At 72.7% G+C, this 17934-nt stretch carries 3 protein-coding genes; 1 reads left to right on the plus strand and 2 read right to left on the minus strand.

Going from position 1 to position 17934, the window contains the following annotated elements; genetic code table 11:
• Window positions 1-16: 16 nt before the first annotated feature.
• Window positions 17-3844 carry an AMP-binding protein gene (locus tag ASC56_RS36020; RefSeq protein ID WP_055495828.1) on the plus strand — a complete coding sequence of 1276 codons (3828 nt, stop codon included), beginning with the start codon at window positions 17-19 and terminating at the stop codon, window positions 3842-3844.
• Window positions 3845-4228: 384 nt separating this feature from the next.
• Here the strand turns inward: ASC56_RS36020 and ASC56_RS36025 are convergent, their stop codons facing one another.
• On the minus strand, window positions 4229-5260 hold the full coding sequence (locus tag ASC56_RS36025; protein ID WP_055495829.1) for a ketoacyl-ACP synthase III family protein: 1032 nt from the start codon (window positions 5258-5260) through the stop codon (window positions 4229-4231).
• A 39-nt stretch (window positions 5261-5299) separates the two neighbouring features.
• Window positions 5300-17836 carry a type I polyketide synthase gene (locus ASC56_RS36030; RefSeq protein ID WP_159039818.1) on the minus strand — a complete coding sequence of 4179 codons (12537 nt, stop codon included), beginning with the start codon at window positions 17834-17836 and terminating at the stop codon, window positions 5300-5302.
• Between the last annotated feature and the right edge of the window lie 98 nt (window positions 17837-17934).

Here is a 17934-nt window from a genome sequence, read left to right on the forward strand (position 1 = left end):
CCGGGGTGCCACGGCCATGACAGACGCCTTCCGCGCCGATCTGATACGGCCGCTGCACGAGCTGCTCGCCCGACACGCCGCACGGCAGCCCGGCAGGACGGCCTTCCTGGACGGCCACCGCTCGGTGACGTACGCGGAACTGGAGCGGCGTACCGCCCGGGTGGCCGGGCATCTCGTGGGACTGGGGCTGGAGCGCGGCGCCCGTGCGGTGATCTACCTCTCCAACCGGCTTGAGGCGGTGGAGAGTTACCTGGCGATCACCCGCGCGAGCGCCGTCGGCGTCCCGCTCGATCCGCGGTCGACCGACGCCGAGCTGGGCCACTTCCTCGACGACTGCGCGGCCCGGCTGGTGATCACGGGTGCCGCGCAGCTCCCCCAGGTGCGGAGGGTGCTGGCGGACCGCCCCGGAATCGTCGTGGTCCTGGTGGGCGAATCCGCCGAACTCCCCCACGCGGAGCCGGAGGAGGGCGCTCCGCACCGGTACGAGACACTGGCCACCACCTGGTCGCTGCGCGATCCGCCGCGCGACGACCTCGGGCTCGACGAGCCTGCGTGGATGCTCTACACGACGGGCACGACCGGGAGGCCGAAGGGCGTGGTCTCCACCCAGCGCACCTCGCTGTGGGCGACCGCCTCCTGCAACGCCCCCCTGCTCGGGCTGTCGGAGCAGGACCGGGTGCTGGGGCCGATGCCGTTGTTCCACGCACTGGCCCACAACATCTGCGTCCTCGGTGTCGTCGCTGTGGGCGCCACCGCACGCATCACGGACGGACTCGCCGCGGACGAGGTGCTGCGCACGGCCCGGGATGAGGAGTCGACCTTCCTCGTCGGTACGCCGACCCTCTACCACCAGATGGTGGAGCAGGCGCGCGACGGCGACCTCGACCCGCACGGGCTGCGGGTGTGCATGGTGGCCGGGTCCCCCTGCCCGACGCGCCTGCACGAGGCGTTCCGCGCCACGTTCGGCGTCGCGCTGCTGGACAGCTACGGCACCGAGACGTGCGGCGCGATCACCACCAACCTCCCCCAGGGCCCGTACGTGCCGGGTTCCTGCGGACGCCCGCTGCCCGGCGTCGCGCTGCGGCTGACGGACCCTCGGACCGGAACCGAGGTCACCACCGGCGAGGAGGGCGAGGTCTGGGTCTCCAGCCCCGCCCTCATGCTCGGCTACCACGGCCACCCCGACGCGACCGAGTCCGTGCTCTGCGACGGCTGGTTTCGCACCGGCGACCTCGCCCGGCAGGACGCGGACGGGTACGTGACCCTGACCGGCCGCCTGAACGAGGTCATCGTCCGCGGGGGCGAGCACATCCACCCGGGCGAGGTGGAGAAGGTCCTCCTCCAGGTGCCCGGCGTCGGCGACGCGGCCGTGGGCGCGAAGCCGCACGAGGTGCTGGGCGAAGTGCCGGTGGCGTATCTGGTGCCGGGGCCCGACGGCCTGGACGTCGACGCGGTACTGGCCGCCTGCCGGGACGAACTGTCGGCCGCCAAACGGCCCGAGGAGATCCGCGCGGTCGACGAGGTGCCGCGCAATCCGGCGGGGAAGATCGCCCGGCAGCGGCTGTCGGGACTGACCGGGCGGCTGCTGTGGCGGCGGGCGCAGGGTCCACTGGATCCCGCCCGCTACGAGGGAGCCGCCGACCTCGGGTTGTCGGCCGGGGGGCATCCGCTGCTGGCCGCGACGGTCGAACACCCGGACGGGGACGGGGTGACCTTCACCGGGCGGCTCTTGCGGGGCACCGGCGCGCCGTGGCTGTCCGGCGAGGCCGGTGGCCGGGCCGTGGTGTCCCACGCGGTGCTGCTGGACCTGGCCCTGCACGCGGCCGCGCATCTTGGTTGCGGCCGGCTGCTGGACTTCGACGTCGTGCTGCCGCTGCTGCTGCCCGCGGAGGGAGGCGTGCAGTTGCGGGTCACCGTCGATGCGGCCGACACCCTCGGGATCCGCGCGGTGACCGTGTACGCACGCCGTGACGCGAACGGTGCGACGGGACGCCCCTGGGTCCGTCATGCCTCCGGCAGAGCGGCCTTCGGTACCGGCCCTTCGCCTGGGTGGAGCCTGGCCGTGTGGCCGCCCGCCGGGGCGACGTGGGTGGGTGTCGACGACGTCTTCGAGGACCGCGGGCCGTTGGGTGCCCGTGGCGCGCCGCAGGCGCTGCGTGGTCTGTGGCGGCGCGAGGACGACCTCTTCGTCGAGGTGTCCGTCGCCGCGGGGACGCCGGGGCGCGGCGGCGGTCTGGGACTGCATCCGGCGCTCCTGGAGGTGGTGACCCGGCCCGAGTTGTGGAACCACTTGATCGCGGCGCCGGGATCCGCCGGATCCGGTGACGGCCCGTTGCGGGTGGCGGACGCCTGGCGCGGGGTGACCTTGCATGCCGTCCGGGCCTCCGTACTGCGGGCCCGGCTCCGGATCGCGGCGGACGGGACCCTCGCCGTCGAGGCCGCGGACGCTGCCGGGGATCCGGTGCTGACGGCGGAATCGGTGCGCTTCGGGGCGCTGTCCCCCGAGGGGTTGCGGGCGGCCTCCGTGGCGCAGCAGGACGGCCTGTTCGAGGAGGTGTGGCGCGATGTGCCGCTGCCGCCCGCCGCGGAGCGGAGTCGGCGGTGGGCCGTCGTGGGCGCGGATCCGCTGCGGGCCCGCTCGGGGCTGACGGCCGCCGGGGTGCACGTCGAGACCTACCCGGGCTTCGAGCAATTGGCCAAGGCGGTGGACGGCGGGGCGCCCGCTCCCGACGTGGTGGTCGTGTCGTGGGCCTCGCCCTCCGCGGGCGCCACCGGTCACGTGCTGGACCTCGTCCGGGGAGCGGTGCGCGATGCGGCGGAATGGGCGCGCAGATGGACCAACTCCTTCCTGCCCGGCGCCCGGCTCGTCGTCCTGACGCGGGACGCGGTACCGGCCTGGGAGCGGCCCGCCGGGGAATGTCTGCCGGGCTCCGCGATATGGGGTCTGGTCGGCGCCCTGCAGGACCGGGTGCCGGAGCGGTTCCTGCTGTGCGACACGGATGCCTCCACGGAGACCTGGCGAGCGCTGCCGGGGGCGGTGGCGTCGGGCGAGCCACGGTTGGCGCTTCGCGGCAGGCGTGTCCGTGCCCCCCGCGTGACCCGCACCGGCGGCACTGGGCTGGACGGGAGCGCGGGGCACGCGGTGCGCGGCGTGCTGCTCGTCGCGGGGCGGCCGGCGCCGGAACTCGCCGGGCACCTGGTCTCTCCCGGCGGTGTCGGTGTGGAACAGCTGGTCGTCACCGGGCCGTGTGCCCGGCGGACCGCTGCCGTGGCGGCCCGGGCGGGTGCGCGGGTGACGGTGGCGGACCGGGACCCGGCCGATCCGGCACGTTCCCTCGCCACCGTGCTGCGCGACGCTTGGGAGGCGGTCGTCTTCACCGCCTCCGTCCAACCGGGCGGCGTGACGGCGGACGCGGAAGCGGAGGCCGACGAAGCGATTCGGTTCGTGGTGGGCACGGCACTGGCCCTGGGTGCTCATGTGTCCGGCGGGCGGGGTCCGCGTCTCGTTCTGGTCCAGCCCACCGCCGACGCGTTGGGACCGGTCGGGGAGGCGGTCGCGGCCTGCCTTGACGCTCTGGCACGTCAGTTGGCCACCGACGGCGCTCCCGTGGTCTCGGTGCGCTGCGCCGATCCGCTCTCGCCGGAGGGCCAGGACCTGCTGGACGCGGCGCTGGCACTCGGCCGGCCGGTGGTGACGGCCGAGCGCCTCGACCTGGGTGAGCCGTGGCCGGGTGGCGCGTGGACGGGTACGAACGCGCTGCGACGCGATCTGCTGCCCGGGCCCCCGCGGCGGCCCGCCCGGAACACACTCGCCGATCCGCCCGCCCCGCCGCACACCTGGTGAGGGCGGTGGCGCCCCCACGGGTCCCCGCCCCGGCGCAGCCGTCGGCCGCCGGGCCGGGCGGGTGCCGCCGTCTTCCGGCCGGTGCCGTCGCCGGGCCGTCGGCGAGGAGCCGACCGCGCGTCAGGGGCGGGGGCCCACCGCCGGGGCGGCCGTGCGTCGCGGAACCCCGCCCGGGCCGGCCCGGGCGACGGCCACCGCAGAGACGGCGGGCCGGACTCGGCAGCCCTGTACCGCCGACGCTTCGTGCCTCTCGCCTCCACGCCTCGCACATGGATCGCCCCGACACGACGAGGGCCCCCGACCGGTGGGAAAGACCCGGTCGGGGGCCCTAGTCGTGGACCGCCATGGGCGGGTGCCGCGCAGGCCCCGCAGGCGGGCCGGGGATCACACCGCCCAGGCGGGTAGATCCGTGATCGTGACCACGCATGCGGTGCAGATCCAGCCGGGTCCCTGGGAGACCAGCAGGACGTGGTCTCCCGGGCCGACCTCACGCGTGCGGACCAGGTGCCCCAGCGTGATGAAGACGTCCGCGCCGCCCACGTGACCGACGCCCTTGCCGAAGTCCCAGCTGGACCGGGACATGGGCAGGCTCAGCGGCAGCATCAACGAGTACTCGATCATCCGGCCGTCCATGTTGATCGGCACGACCTTGGCGAGGTCGGCCGCGTTCAGGTCGGCGTCGACCAAGGCCCGGTGAATGACGTCCAGGTCGAAGATGCTCAGCTTCTCCAGCGTCTCCGACACCGTCATCTCGGTCTCGTTGAACCGTGCTGTCCGCTCCTGCATGTCCATCGCATCCGTCTCGCCGCGCAGCAGGAGCGGGCCGTCACCACGGTGCCACTTCTCCAGCGCCGGAAGCACTCCGGCGTGCAGCGACCGGACCTCCGCGAAGCCCTCCTCCGCGCTGAGCAGAACGGCGGCACCACCGTCGCCGAGGAAGTACGACTGACCGTAGCCCGTCCACCGGTCGACCTCCGGGGAGGAGAAGTTCTCCCCCGTGGTCAGCAGCACCGCCTCGCTCCGGGCAGCACCGGTCATCTGGCCGATGGCCACCTCGAGGGAGCCCAGCATGCCATTGCAGCCCTGCTGCAGGTAGAGCGCGGAGACACCGTCAAGTCCCAGTTCGCGCAGGATGTATCCGGGCGGATAGGACCCAACGGGCCCCTGATAGTGGACCGCGCTGTGAATGTGCGACGTGATCTCGTCGGGCTCGAGCTTGGAGCGCTCCAGAGCGGCGGTGGCAGCCGACACCGCCAGGTCCATGGCCGGCACGTCACCGGAGACGTGCGTCCCGGTCAGCCCGTTCGCGGCGGTCACCTCGGGATCCACGCGACCCTCGGCGACGGCCTGCTCCACGCTCGCCCACTCGTGCAGAGTGACTCCCAGGGAACTGATGTGGACGTTCTCTACCCTCATGCGGGATGTCTCCTTCTCCGTCCGGCGTCGAGGCCGGTCTCAGGCGAGCAGTTGCTTCTTGATGTGCTGGGCCAGCTCGGCGGGCGTCGTGAAGTCGAACGCCACGCTGGGAGCCAGGGTGAGCTTCGTGGCGGTGTTCAGGGCGTTGCGGAGGTTGAGCGAGGTCAGGGAGTCGAAACCGAGCTCCTTGAGCTGCACCGCGGCCGCCACCTCCTGCGCGGAGGAGTGGCCCAGAACTGCGGCGATCCGGTCGCGCACGAGTCCGGTCAGGGCCTCGTCCCGCTCCGCGTCGGTCGTCATCGCGGCCAGCACATGCCGGAGTTCCGTGGCCTGCGCCGGCTTGTCCTGCGCCGTCCGGCGGGCCGGAGCCGGCAGCAGGTGACGGAACAGCGCCGGGGCCTGACCGGCCCTGGCCCCCTCGTACAGCACCCGGAAGTCCCACTGGGCCGCCACGGTGGAGCCCAGCCCCGTCCTCAGTGCCGCGTCGAACAGTTGCAGTCCCTGGTCCGTGGCGAGTTCGCCCGCTCCCTGGAGCGCCAGCCGTGCATTGCCCGCGGTGAGCAGGTCGCGCCCCGCCCACACTCCCCAGGCGATGGACGTGGCCGGGATGCCGTCGGCACGCGTCTGGTGCGCGAACGCGTCCAGGAAGGCGTTGGCCGCGGCGTAGTTGGCCTGGCCCGCTCCGCCCAGGACACCGGCGACCGAGGAGAACAGGACGAACGAGGACAGCTCCGTCTCCCGGGTCGCGTCCCGCAGCGCCAGCACGGCGTCGACCTTCGGCCGCAGCACCGTACTGAGTCGTTCGGGCGTCAGGGAGGGGACGACCCCGTCGTCCAGCAGGCCGGCCGTGTGCACCACCGCCCTGAGCGGGCGATCGGCCGGGAGTTCCGCCAGCAGTCCGGCGAGCGCGTTGCGGTCCGTCACGTCGCAGGCGGCGATGGTCACCCGCGCGCCGAGGGCGGACAGTTCGGCGTCGAGGTCGGCCGCTCGCGGCGCGCCGGGGCCCTGGCGGCTGGTCAGCAGCAGGTCCCGGACGCCGTGCTCGGTCACCAGATGACGGGCGACGGCGCTGCCCAGCATGCCGGTGCCGCCGGTGACGAGGACCGTGCCGTCGGCGCCGCCCGGCAGCGTGCCGTCGTCGTGGGCTTCGATCGCGAGGCGTGCCAGCCGCGGCACCCGCGCGGCCCGCTTCCGCAGCGCCCACTGCGGTTCGTCGGAGGCTACCGCCTTCAGCAGCGCCCGCCAGGCCGGTTTGCCGGCGTCGGTGTCCACCAGCAGGAAGCGGTTGGGGAACTCGGTCTGCGCCGAGCGCACCAGCCCCCACACCGCGGCCGCCGTCAGGTCGAGCCGTCCGGTCGCCCCCGTGCCGTCCCAGGCCGGTACCGCGCCCCGGGTGAGGAACACCAGCCGGGACCGGTCGAAAACGGGCGTCGTCGCCCAGGAGCTTGCCCATGCCAGTGCCCGGCGCGTGGTGTCGTGGACGGCGCCCGCGATGTCCTCACCCGTGCCTCCCACCGTGGTGGGGGCGCAGGTCACCAGGACGACATCGGGTGCGTGGGAGGCGTCGCCGAGCGTCGCGGCCAGCGTCTCCAGGTCCGGGTACGCCTCGATGTACTGGCCCACGGCCATCAGTCCGGACCGGGCCCGCAGGGTGTCCTCACCGACGATCGCCCACTTGGCCGGCACGGTCCCGGTGGTCGACGCGAGGTCCGTGTCGGTCCACTCCACGGTGAACAGACTGTCCTGCTGGGCGGCCTCGGCGGCTCGCACATCGCCGCGTGAGAGGGGCCGCAGTGTCAGCGACTCGACGGTCATCACCGGCGCCCCGGTGGCGTCGGCCACTCGCAGCGAGAAGGTTCTGTCGGCCAGCGGGCTGATGCGTACGCGCAGCACGGAGGCCCCGGAGGCGTGCAACGAGACCCCCTGCCACTCTGCCGCCTGCCATGCGCGTCCGGAGTCCGTCGGCGCGCCCTGGATCCGCAGCGGATCGAGCATCGCGTCGGCCAGGACCGGGTGGAGCCCGAACGCCGCCGCCTCCGCCCGGGGCCGTTCGGTCAGGGATATCTCGGCGAAGAGCTCGTCGCCACGCCGCCACAGGGAGGGTGTGCCGCGGTGCTCCTCACGTCCGTCGTCCGCCGCCCGCTGCTCGTACGGCACGGTCTCGGTCTCGGCCGGGGGCCACGCCTCCAGGTCCCAGGAGGGAGGCGGGTTCTCCTGGGTGAGCGTTCCCGTGGCGTGGCACGTCCACGGCCGTCCGACGCCTTCGTCACCGCGCCGGGAGTGCACGGTCACCGGACGCGCCCCCGTCTCGCCGGGCTCGCCGACCGTGACCCGGAGCTGGAGGGCCCCGGACTCCGGCAGGATCAGGGGGTCCTGGACCGACAGTGATTCCAGCCGCCCGAAGCCGACCTGGTCGCCGGCCCTGGCGGCCAGTTCGACCAGTGCCGATTCGGGGACGACCGGGGGACCGCCGGTGCCGGGCCGGGCGAGCCAGTCGTGCGCCTTCGCCGACAGCCGCCCGGTGAACAGCACGGTGTCGGAGCCGGGCATCTCGACGGCCGCCCCGAGCAGTGGGTGCTGCGCGCTCACGGCACCGATGCCGGACGCACCACGGGAGCCCCCGGGGGAAGCCGTCAGCCAGTGGTGGTCGCCCTGGAAGGGGTAGGTGGGCAGTTCGGGATGGGGCGCGGCGGGACGGGCATGCAGGGGAACACCGCGGGTGAAGGCCTGCGCGGCCGCGACCAGCACGTCACGCCGGCCACCGTGATCGCGGCGCAGCGTCCCCAGCACCGCGTGCGGCACCTCCGACGCGACCTCCTGAAGGGTCTCCTGCAACGGCAAAGTGAGCACCGGATGCGGGCTGACCTCGACGAACGCCTGATATCCGTCCGCCAGCAGAGCACGCGTGGCGGCCTCGAAGGCCACCGTGTGCCGCAGATTGCGATACCAGTACCCGGCATCCAGCCCAGCACCGTCCAGCCGCGTCCCGGTCAACGACGAAAAGAACGCGACCTTGGACGACCGCGGTACTACGGGTGCCAGCAACTCAAGCAGTTCGTCACGCAGTTGTTCCATGTGGGGCGAGTGGGACGCGTAGTCCACCGGAACACGACGCGCCCTGATGCCCTCCCGCTCACAGTGTTCACCGAGCCGGTCCAGATCTCCCGCCGCACCGGAAACCACCGTACCCACCGGACTGTTCACGGCCGCGACATGCGCGTCCAGACCCAACGACCCAATCATGTCCCGGGCGGTCTCCGCGTCCACCGCCACGGACGTCATACCACCCTCACCCGCCAACTCCGCGATCAGCCGCGAACGCAACGCACTGACCCGCGCACCATCCTCCAGACTCAGCACACCAGCCACCGTCGCAGCCGCGATCTCACCCTGCGAATGACCCACCACCGCCCCCGGCCGCACCCCCAACTCCTCCCACACCGCCGCCAACGACACCATCACCGCCCACAACGCCGGCTGCACCACATCCACCCGCTCCAGACCCGGCTCACCCGCCAACCCCCGCAAAACACCCGTCAACGACCAGCCCACGAACGACGCCAACGCCTCCTCACACTCCCCCAACCGCCGCGCGAACACCCCATCCTCCGCCAGCAACCGCACCGCCATACCCGGCCACTGCGAACCCTGCCCCGGAAACACGAACACCGGATCACCCAGAACCGGACCCACACCCCTGAACACCCCCGCCACCGACGGATCACCCACACCCCGCAACCCCGCAGCCAACTCCACCCGCGAACCACCCACCACCGCCGCACGACACTCAAACACCGCCCGCCCCGCAAGAACCCGAGACACCTCCCCCAACGACACCTCCCCATACCGCTCCACGAACGACGCCAACCCCTCCCCCAACGCCCGCACACCCTCCTCACCCCGCGCCGACACCATCAACGACACCACCGCATCCTCGACCGCATCCTCCACCGCACCACCAACAACCCCAGCGACCAGCGCCTCCCCCTCCGCCTCCTCCAGAATCAGATGAGCGTTCGTACCACTGATCCCGAAGGAGGACACCCCGGCCCGCCGCGGTGCCTCGGCAGCGGTCCAGGGCTCCTCCCGGGTGAGGAGTTCCACAGCACCGGCCGTCCAGTCGACGTGGGGGGAGGGTTCGTCGACGTGCAGGGTGCGCGGCAGCACCCCGTGCCGCATGGCCTCCACCATCTTGATCACACCGGCCACACCCGCCGCCGCCTGGGTATGCCCGATGTTCGACTTCACCGACCCCAGCCACAACGGCCGCCCCTCCGGCCGCCCCTGACCGTACGCCGCCAACAACGCACCCGCTTCGATCGGATCACCCAACGTGGTCCCCGTGCCATGCCCCTCCACCACATCGACCTCAGCAGGGACGAGACCCGCGTTCGCCAGAGCCGCACGAATCACACGCTGCTGCGCCAGACCGTTCGGCGCCGTCAGACCATTGGACGCACCGTCCTGATTGATCGCCGACCCCCGGACCACCGCCAACACCGGATGACCACGACGCCGCGCGTCCGACAACCGCTCCAGCAGCACCAACCCCACACCCTCGCCCCAGCCGGTGCCGTCCGCGGCCGCGGCGAACGCCTTGCACCGACCGTCGGGCGACATGGCGCGCTGCCTGCTGAACGCGGTGAAGGTACCGGGGGTGGCGATCACGGTCACCCCGCCGGCCAGCGCCAGACCGCACTCGCCCTGTCGCAGCGACTGCACCGCCTGGTGCATGGCGACCAGGGAGGACGAACACGCCGTGTCCACCGTGACCGCGGGGCCCTGCAGTCCGAGGAAGTAGGACAGCCGGCCCGATACGAGGCTGAGCGCGTTGCCCGTCAGCAGGACGCCGTCCAGGCCCTCCGGTGCCTCGTGCAGCAGGGTGGAGCCGTACTCCTGGGACAGGGCGCCGACGAAGACGCCGGTCGCGCTGCCCTTCAGGGACGCCGGGTCGATGCCCGCGCGTTCGAACGTCTCCCAGGCCGTCTCCAGCAGCAGCCGCTGCTGGGGGTCCATCGCCAGCGCCTCACGCGGCGATATCCCGAAGAACGCCGCGTCGAACCGGCTCGCCCCGTCCAGGAAGGCCCCCTCACGTGCGTAGGAGGTGCCTGGCTTGTCTGGATCCGGGTCGTACAGGGCGTCCAGGTCCCAGCCACGGTCGGAGGGGAAGCCGGTGACCGCGTCGGTTCCGGAGGCCACCAGTTCCCACAGCTCCCCCGGGGAGGAGACGCCCCCGGGATAGCGGCAGCCCATGGCCACGATCGCGATCGGGTCCTCGTCCGCCCCGGTGTGCGCGACCGTCACCGGCGTGGCCGCTGCGGCGGTCGCCGTGTCGCCGCTCCAGGTCCCCCACAGATGCTCGGCGAGTGTGTGGGCGGTCGGGTGGTCGAAGATGACGGTGGGCGACAGTCGCAGGCCGGTGGCCCCGTTGAGGCGGTTGCGCAGCTCCACCGCGGACAGTGAGTCGAACCCGAGTTCCTTGAAGACGCCGTCGACCGGTACCGCCGCCGCGGACTCGTGCCCCAGGACGCTTGCCGCATGCGTCCGGACCAGGTCGAGCAGCGCCCTCCGTGCCTCCGGCTCCGACAGCTTCGCCAGCCACTCCCCGGCGCCGCCGTCCGGCGCGACGCCCGCGGCCGCCGTACGCCTGACAGGGGTGCGCACCAGACCGCGCAGCACGGCCGGGACACCGCCGGGCTGCCGGCGCAGCACACCGAGGTCGAACCGCGCGGCCACGAAGGTGGCGCCGTCCCGGGCCACGGCGGCATCGAACAGGGCCGCTCCCTGCTGGGCCGACAGCGGCCGTACGCCGCCCCGGGCGATCCGGCGGCGGTCGGTGTCGCCGAGGTGCGCGGTCAGGCCGCCGTCCTCCCACAGCCCCCACGCCACCGTCGTGGCCGGCAGGCCGTGGGCGCGGCGGTGCTCACCGAGGGCGTCCAGGAAGGCGTTGGCGGCCGCGTAGTTGGCCTGGCCGGGGCCGCCCAGGACGCCGGCGAGCGAGGAGAACAGCACGAACCGCGCCAGGTCCGCGTCGCGGGTCAGCTCGTGCAGGTTCACCGCCGCGTCCACCTTGGGGCGCATGACGGTCTCCAACTGCTCCGGCGTCAGGGCCGCGGTCGTGGCGTCGTCCAGTACGCCCGCCGTGTGCACCACCGCGGTCAGCGGACGGTCGAGCCCGCCGAGCACCGCGGCGAGCGCCTCGCGGTCGGCGGCGTCGCAGGCCGCGATCGAGACGCTCGCACCCCGTGAGACGAGCCGCGCCTCCAGTTCGGCGGCACCGGGGGCGTGCGGACCGCTTCTGCTCAGCAGCAGCAGGTGGCGTGCGCCGTGGGCGGTGACCAGATGGTCGGCCAGGATGCTTCCGAGACCGCCGGTGCCGCCGGTCACCAGGACGACCCCGTCGGGGTCGAGGCCCTTGGCCTCCTGTTCGGGCGCGTCGAAGGCGCGTGTGAGACGGGGGACGAGCACTTCACCGTCCCGTACGGCGAGTTGGGGTTCCCCGGAGCCGACCGCCGCGACGACGGCCATGGCGCCGTGTGCGGAGGCATCCGCCGAGGGCGGCTGTCCGGCGGCGGGCTTCACGGGCGGCTCGACGTCCAACAGGGTGATACGGCCCGGATGTTCCGTCTGGGCCGATCGCACCAGCCCCCACAGCGGGGCGTCGGTCAGGTTCGCGACGCCTTCGCCGGGGGCCGCCGCGACGGCCCCGCGGGTGACCACCACCAGGCGGGTCGCCGCGAAGCGCTCGTCGCCCAGCCACGCCTGGAGGTCGGCGAGCATGCGCCGCGCGGCCGTGCGGGCCGCCTCGGCCGGGGCCGCGGCGGGTTCCACCGCCGACGGGCAGGCCAGCAGCACATCGGCTGACGGCCCGTCGCCCTCCGCCGCGTCCCGGAGGGTGCCGTACGCCCGTACGTCGACACCCGTGCTCCGCACTGCGCGGACCAGGTCCTCGGCGTCGGGGCCCACCACACACCAGCGTCCGGCATCCGCCGTCGGCACGGGCGTGGTCAGCGGTGTCCACTCGGTCCGGAACAGGGACTGCCGGACCAGTTCGGCGGTCGGCGTGGCCGTTCCCTGCGCCATCGGCCGGGTCGTCAGTGCCGCCACCGAGAGCACGGGCGCGCCCGTGGGATCCACGGCCAGCAGGGACACGCCCTCGGTGCCCGACCAGGTCAGACGCACCCGCAGGGCGGTCGCACCCGATGCGTACAGCTGCACGTCGTGCCAGGCGAAGGGCAGGTGCAGCTGGTCCGTGTCCGTCCCCTCGGGTCGTCCCACGGCGAGTTCGTTCAGCACGTCGGGGTGCAGCGCCGAGTCCAGCAGTCCCGGGTGTACGCCCCAACCGTCCGCGGCGTCCTCGGCGGCGAGCACGATGTCGGCGAACACCTCGTCGCCTCGCCGCCACATGGCCCGCAGTCCCCGGAAGAGGGGTCCGTACCCGTATCCCGCTTCCTCCAGCTGCTCGTAGACGCCCTCCACAGGCACCGGTTCCGCGGCCCTCGGCGGCCACGTGGCCAGGGCGTCCGCGGCGTCCGGTTCCTGGGCGGGGGCCGGGCGCAGGAACCCGCTCGCGTGCCGGAGCCAGGCCGGTTCCTGCGCGACGGCGCCGTCCGTGTCGTCCTGCAGCGCCGAGTGGATGCTCACCGTGCGGCGTCCCGACGGGTCCGGCGCGCCCACCGTGACCTGGAGGTTCACCACCTCCTGTTCGGCCAGGACGAGTGGGGCCTCCAGGACCAGTTCCTCCAGGAAGGAACAGCCGGCCTCGTCTCCCGAACGGATCGCCGCCTCGACGAACGCCGTACCGGGGAAGAGCACGGAACCGCGCACCACGTGGTCGGCGAGCCAGGGGTGCGTCGCCACGGACACCCGTCCGGTCAGTACCACCGCGTCCGCGTCCGCCGTGTGGATCGCCGCGCCCAGCAACGGATGTGCCACCGGCCGCTGCCCCACCGCCTGCGGGTCGCCGCCGGTCGGTCGGCTGTGCAGCCAGTGGTGGTCGCCCTGGAAGGGGTAGGTGGGCAGTTCGGGATGGGGCGCGGCGGGACGGGCATGCAGGGGAACACCGCGGGTGAAGGCCTGCGCGGCCGCGACCAGCACGTCACGCCGGCCACCGTGATCGCGGCGCAGCGTCCCCAGCACCGCGTGCGGCACCTCCGACGCGACCTCCTGAAGGGTCTCCTGCAACGGCAAAGTGAGCACCGGATGCGGGCTGACCTCGACGAACGCCTGATGTCCGTCCGCCAGCAGAGCACGCGTGGCGGCCTCGAAGGCCACCGTGTGCCGCAGATTGCGATACCAGTACCCGGCATCCAGCCCAGCACCGTCCAGCCGCGTCCCGGTCAACGACGAATAGAACGCGACCTTGGACGACCGCGGTACTACGGGTGCCAGCAACTCAAGCAGTTCGTCACGCAGTTGTTCCATGTGGGGCGAGTGGGACGCGTAGTCCACCGGAACACGACGCGCCCTGATGCCCTCCCGCTCACAGTGTTCACCGAGCCGGTCCAGATCTCCCGCCGCACCGGAAACCACCGTACCCATGGGACTGTTCACGGCCGCGACATGCGCGTCCAGACCCAGCCGCGCGATCATGTCCCGGGCGGTCTCCGCGTCCACCGCCACGGACGTCATACCACCCTCACCCGCCAACTCCGCGATCAGCCTCGACCGCAACGCACTGACCCGCGCACCATCCTCCAGACTCAGCACACCAGCCACCGTGGCAGCCGCGATCTCACCCTGCGAATGACCCACCACCGCCCCCGGCCGCACCCCCAACTCCTCCCACACCGCCGCCAACGACACCATCACCGCCCACAACGCCGGCTGCACCACATCCACCCGCTCCAGACCCGGCTCACCCGCCAACCCCCGCAAAACACCCGTCAACGACCAGCCCACGAACGACGCCAACGCCTCCTCACACTCCCCCAACCGCCGCGCGAACACCCCATCCTCCGCCAGCAACCGCACCGCCATACCCGGCCACTGCGAACCCTGCCCCGGAAACACGAACACCGGATCACCCAGAACCGGACCCACACCCCTGAACACCCCCGCCACCGACGGATCACCCACACCCCGCAACCCCGCAGCCAACTCCACCCGCGAACCACCCACCACCGCCGCACGACACTCAAACACCGCCCGCCCCGCAAGAACCCGAGACACCTCCCCCAACGACACCTCCCCATACCGCTCCACGAACGACGCCAACCCCTCCCCCAACGCCCGCACACCCTCCTCACCCCGCGCCGACACCATCAACGACACCACCGCATCCTCGACCGCATCCTCCACCGCATCACCAACAACCCCAGCGACCAGCGCCTCCCCCTCCGCCTCCTCCAGAATCAGATGAGCGTTCGTGCCACTGGCGCCGAAGGAGGACACCCCGGCCCGCCTCGGGCGTGCGGTGTCGGGCCACGCCTGTGCCTCGGTCAGCAGCCGTATCTCTCCGCTGGTCCAGTCGACGTGGGGGGAGGGTTCGTCGACGTGCAGGGTGCGCGGCAGCACCCCGTGCCGCATGGCCTGCACCATCTTGATCACACCGGCGACACCCGCCGCCGCCTGCGTATGCCCGATGTTCGACTTCACCGACCCCAGCCACAACGGCCGCCCCTCCGGCCGCCCCTGACCGTACGCCGCCAACAACGCACCCGCTTCGATCGGATCACCCAACGTGGTCCCCGTGCCATGCCCCTCCACCACATCGACCTCAGCAGGGACGAGACCCGCGTTCGCCAGAGCCGCACGAATCACACGCTGCTGCGCCAGACCGTTCGGCGCCGTCAGACCATTGGACGCACCGTCCTGATTGATCGCCGACCCCCGGACCACCGCCAACACCGGATGACCACGACGCCGCGCGTCCGACAACCGCTCCAGCAGCACCAACCCCACACCTTCGGAGAACCCGGTGCCATTGGCGGCGGACGCGTACGCCTTGCAGCGGCCGTCGGCGGACAGGGCGCCCTGACGGCTGAATTCGACGAGTGCGGCGGGGGTCGCCATGACCGTCGCCCCGCCGGCCAGGGCCAGCGTGCACTCGCCCTGTCGCAGCGACTGAGCGGCGAGGTGCAGGGCGACCAGGGAGGACGAACACGCCGTGTCCACCGTGATCGCCGGTCCTTCCAGACCGAACGTGTACGCGATGCGCCCGGAGGCGATGCTGACGGCCGCGCCGTTGCCGAGGTACCCCTCGAGGTTCTCGGGCGCGCGGTCGTAGAGCCCGGGCCCGTAACCGTTGTGCATCACCCCGGCGAAGACTCCGGTCCGGCTGCCCTTCAGGGACGCCGGGTCGATGCCCGCGCGTTCGAACGTCTCCCAGGCCGTCTCCAGCAGCAGCCGCTGCTGGGGGTCCATCGCCAGCGCCTCACGCGGCGAGATCCCGAAGAACGCCGCGTCGAACCGGCTCACGTCCTCCAGGAAGGCGCCCTGGCGGGCCGACGACCTGCCGCCACCGCCGGACGCGTCGTCCAGCAGCCGGTCGAGATCCCAGCCCCGTTCCACCGGCAGCGGGCCGACCGCGTCCGTCTCCGCCATGAGCAGCTCCCACAGCTGCTCCGGGGAGTGCGCGCCGGCGGGGAACCGGCAGCCCATCGCGACGATGGCCACCGGCTCGTCCGGGTCGGTCCGGGCCGGTTCGGTGTCCTCGGCCGTCGGCGCGGCGTCGAGCAACTCGCCCGCCAGATACGTCGCCAGGGCGCCGGCGGTGGGGTGGTCATAGGCGAGCGCGGCCGACAGGCGCCGTCCGGTGGCGGCGGACAGGCGGTCGCGCAGAGCCACTGCGGCCAGCGAGGTGAAGCCGAGTTCGTGCAGGGCCCGGTCCACGGGCACCTCCTGGGCGGAGGCGAGCCCCAGGACCTCCGCCACGGCGGAGCGCACCAGGTCGAGCAGCGCCCTTCCGCCGGTCGGCGCCTCGGCGTCCGCGGGCGGCAGGAACGTGGCGGAGTCCGTCGGGGCGCCGCTGCCGCCGGCGGGTGCCTGCACGTCCGGCCGCCGGCCGACCGAGGGATTCACGGAGAGCAGGGCGGCGGGCAGCTCGGCGAGCTGTCGGCGGGCGATCTTCCCTGCCGCGTTCCGGGGGATCTCCGTGACCGCGTGGAACGCGTCGGGCACCTTGAAGTAGGACAGCTCCCGACGGCAGGTCTCCAGCAGCAGTGCCGGGTCGATGCCTTCGGGCCCTGGTACGAGATAGGCGACGGGAACCTCGCCGAGCACTTCGTGCGGGCGGCCGGCCACCGCGGCGTCGGCCACTCCGGGCACCCGGGCGAGAACCTCCTCGACCTCCCGGGGATGGATGTTCTCCCCACCGCGGATGATCAGTTCCTTGACCCGGCCCGTGATGGTGAGGAAACCGGATGCGTCCTGGCGGGCGAGGTCGCCGGTGCGGTACCAGCCGTCATGGAGCACGGCCCGGGTCGCCTCGGGCTGGTTGTGGTAACCCAGCATGAGAGCCGGGCTGTTGACCCATACCTCGCCCTCCTCGCCCGCAGCGACCTCCTCGCCGGTGCGGGGGTCCGTCAGGCGCAGGGTCAGCCCGGGCAGCGGCGTTCCGCAGGAGCCCGGCATGCGCGGTCCGTCCGGCGCCTGGGTGGTGATCGCCCCACCGGTCTCGGTACTGCCGTAGCTGTCCAGGAGACGGATGCCGAAGGTCTCCTCGAACGTCTCGTGCAGCGACGCCGGACAGGCGGAACCGGCCGCCATGCACACGCGCAGCTCCGGCAGACCCGTGCCGCGCTCCCGGGCCACTTCCACCATGCGGTGGAAGAGCGTGGGTACGGCCACCAGGAAGGTGGACCCGTCCTCGTGCGCGGTCTCCAGGATCTCGTCGGCGGCCGCGCCCTGCACGATGTGCGCCGTGGCGCCGACGGCCAGTACGCCCAGCACGCCCACGTTGTGCGAGACCGCGTGGAAGAGCGGCATGGGCCACAGCACCCGGTCCTCGGCGTCCAGGCCGAGGATGGGCGCGTTGCAGGACGCCGTCGCCCACAGAGAGGTTCGCTGCGTCGACACCACGCCCTTGGGACGCCCTGTGGTGCCCGAGGTGTACAGCATCCACGCCGGCTCGTCGAGACCGAGGTCGTCGCGCGCACCGCCGTCCGGCTCGGTGGTCGCGAGGGTCTCGAACCGCGGGAGCGTGTTGTCGGCCTGGGCCGCTCCGACCACCACGACGCGGGCCTGCGCGGCGCGCCGGATGACTCTGCGGACCTGTTCCGTCTGGGCGGCTGCGGTGATGACCAGGTCGGCACCGCTGTCGTCGAGGTGGTGGGAGAGTTCGGCGTCCGTCGACTGGGGGTCGAGGGGTACACCGACGGCACCGGCGCGGGTGACGGCCAGGTAACTCTCCACCATCTCGACCCGGTTGCCCATGCGCAGCAGCACCCGGTCACCGCGTTGCACGCCGAGGTCCGCCAGGTGTCCGGCCAGTCGGCGTGTACGGCGTTCCAGTTCTCCGTACGTGACGGAGCGCCGCGCGTCCAGGAACGCGGTCTTCTCCGGAAAACGACGGGCATGGTGGTCAAGCAGCTCATGCAGCGGTCGAATCAGCTCATTGCGCAACCTGTCACTCACGCTCTCGGATTCCAATCACGTCGGGAACGGAAATGCGGTGCCGCCGACGAGCCGGCCGCTCGCGCCGGGTCCGAGCACCCAAAGTGCCGAAGCATGTT

Origin of the sequence: Streptomyces sp. TP-A0356 (assembly GCF_001417775.1) — a bacterium.
GTDB lineage: Bacteria > Actinomycetota > Actinomycetes > Streptomycetales > Streptomycetaceae > Streptomyces.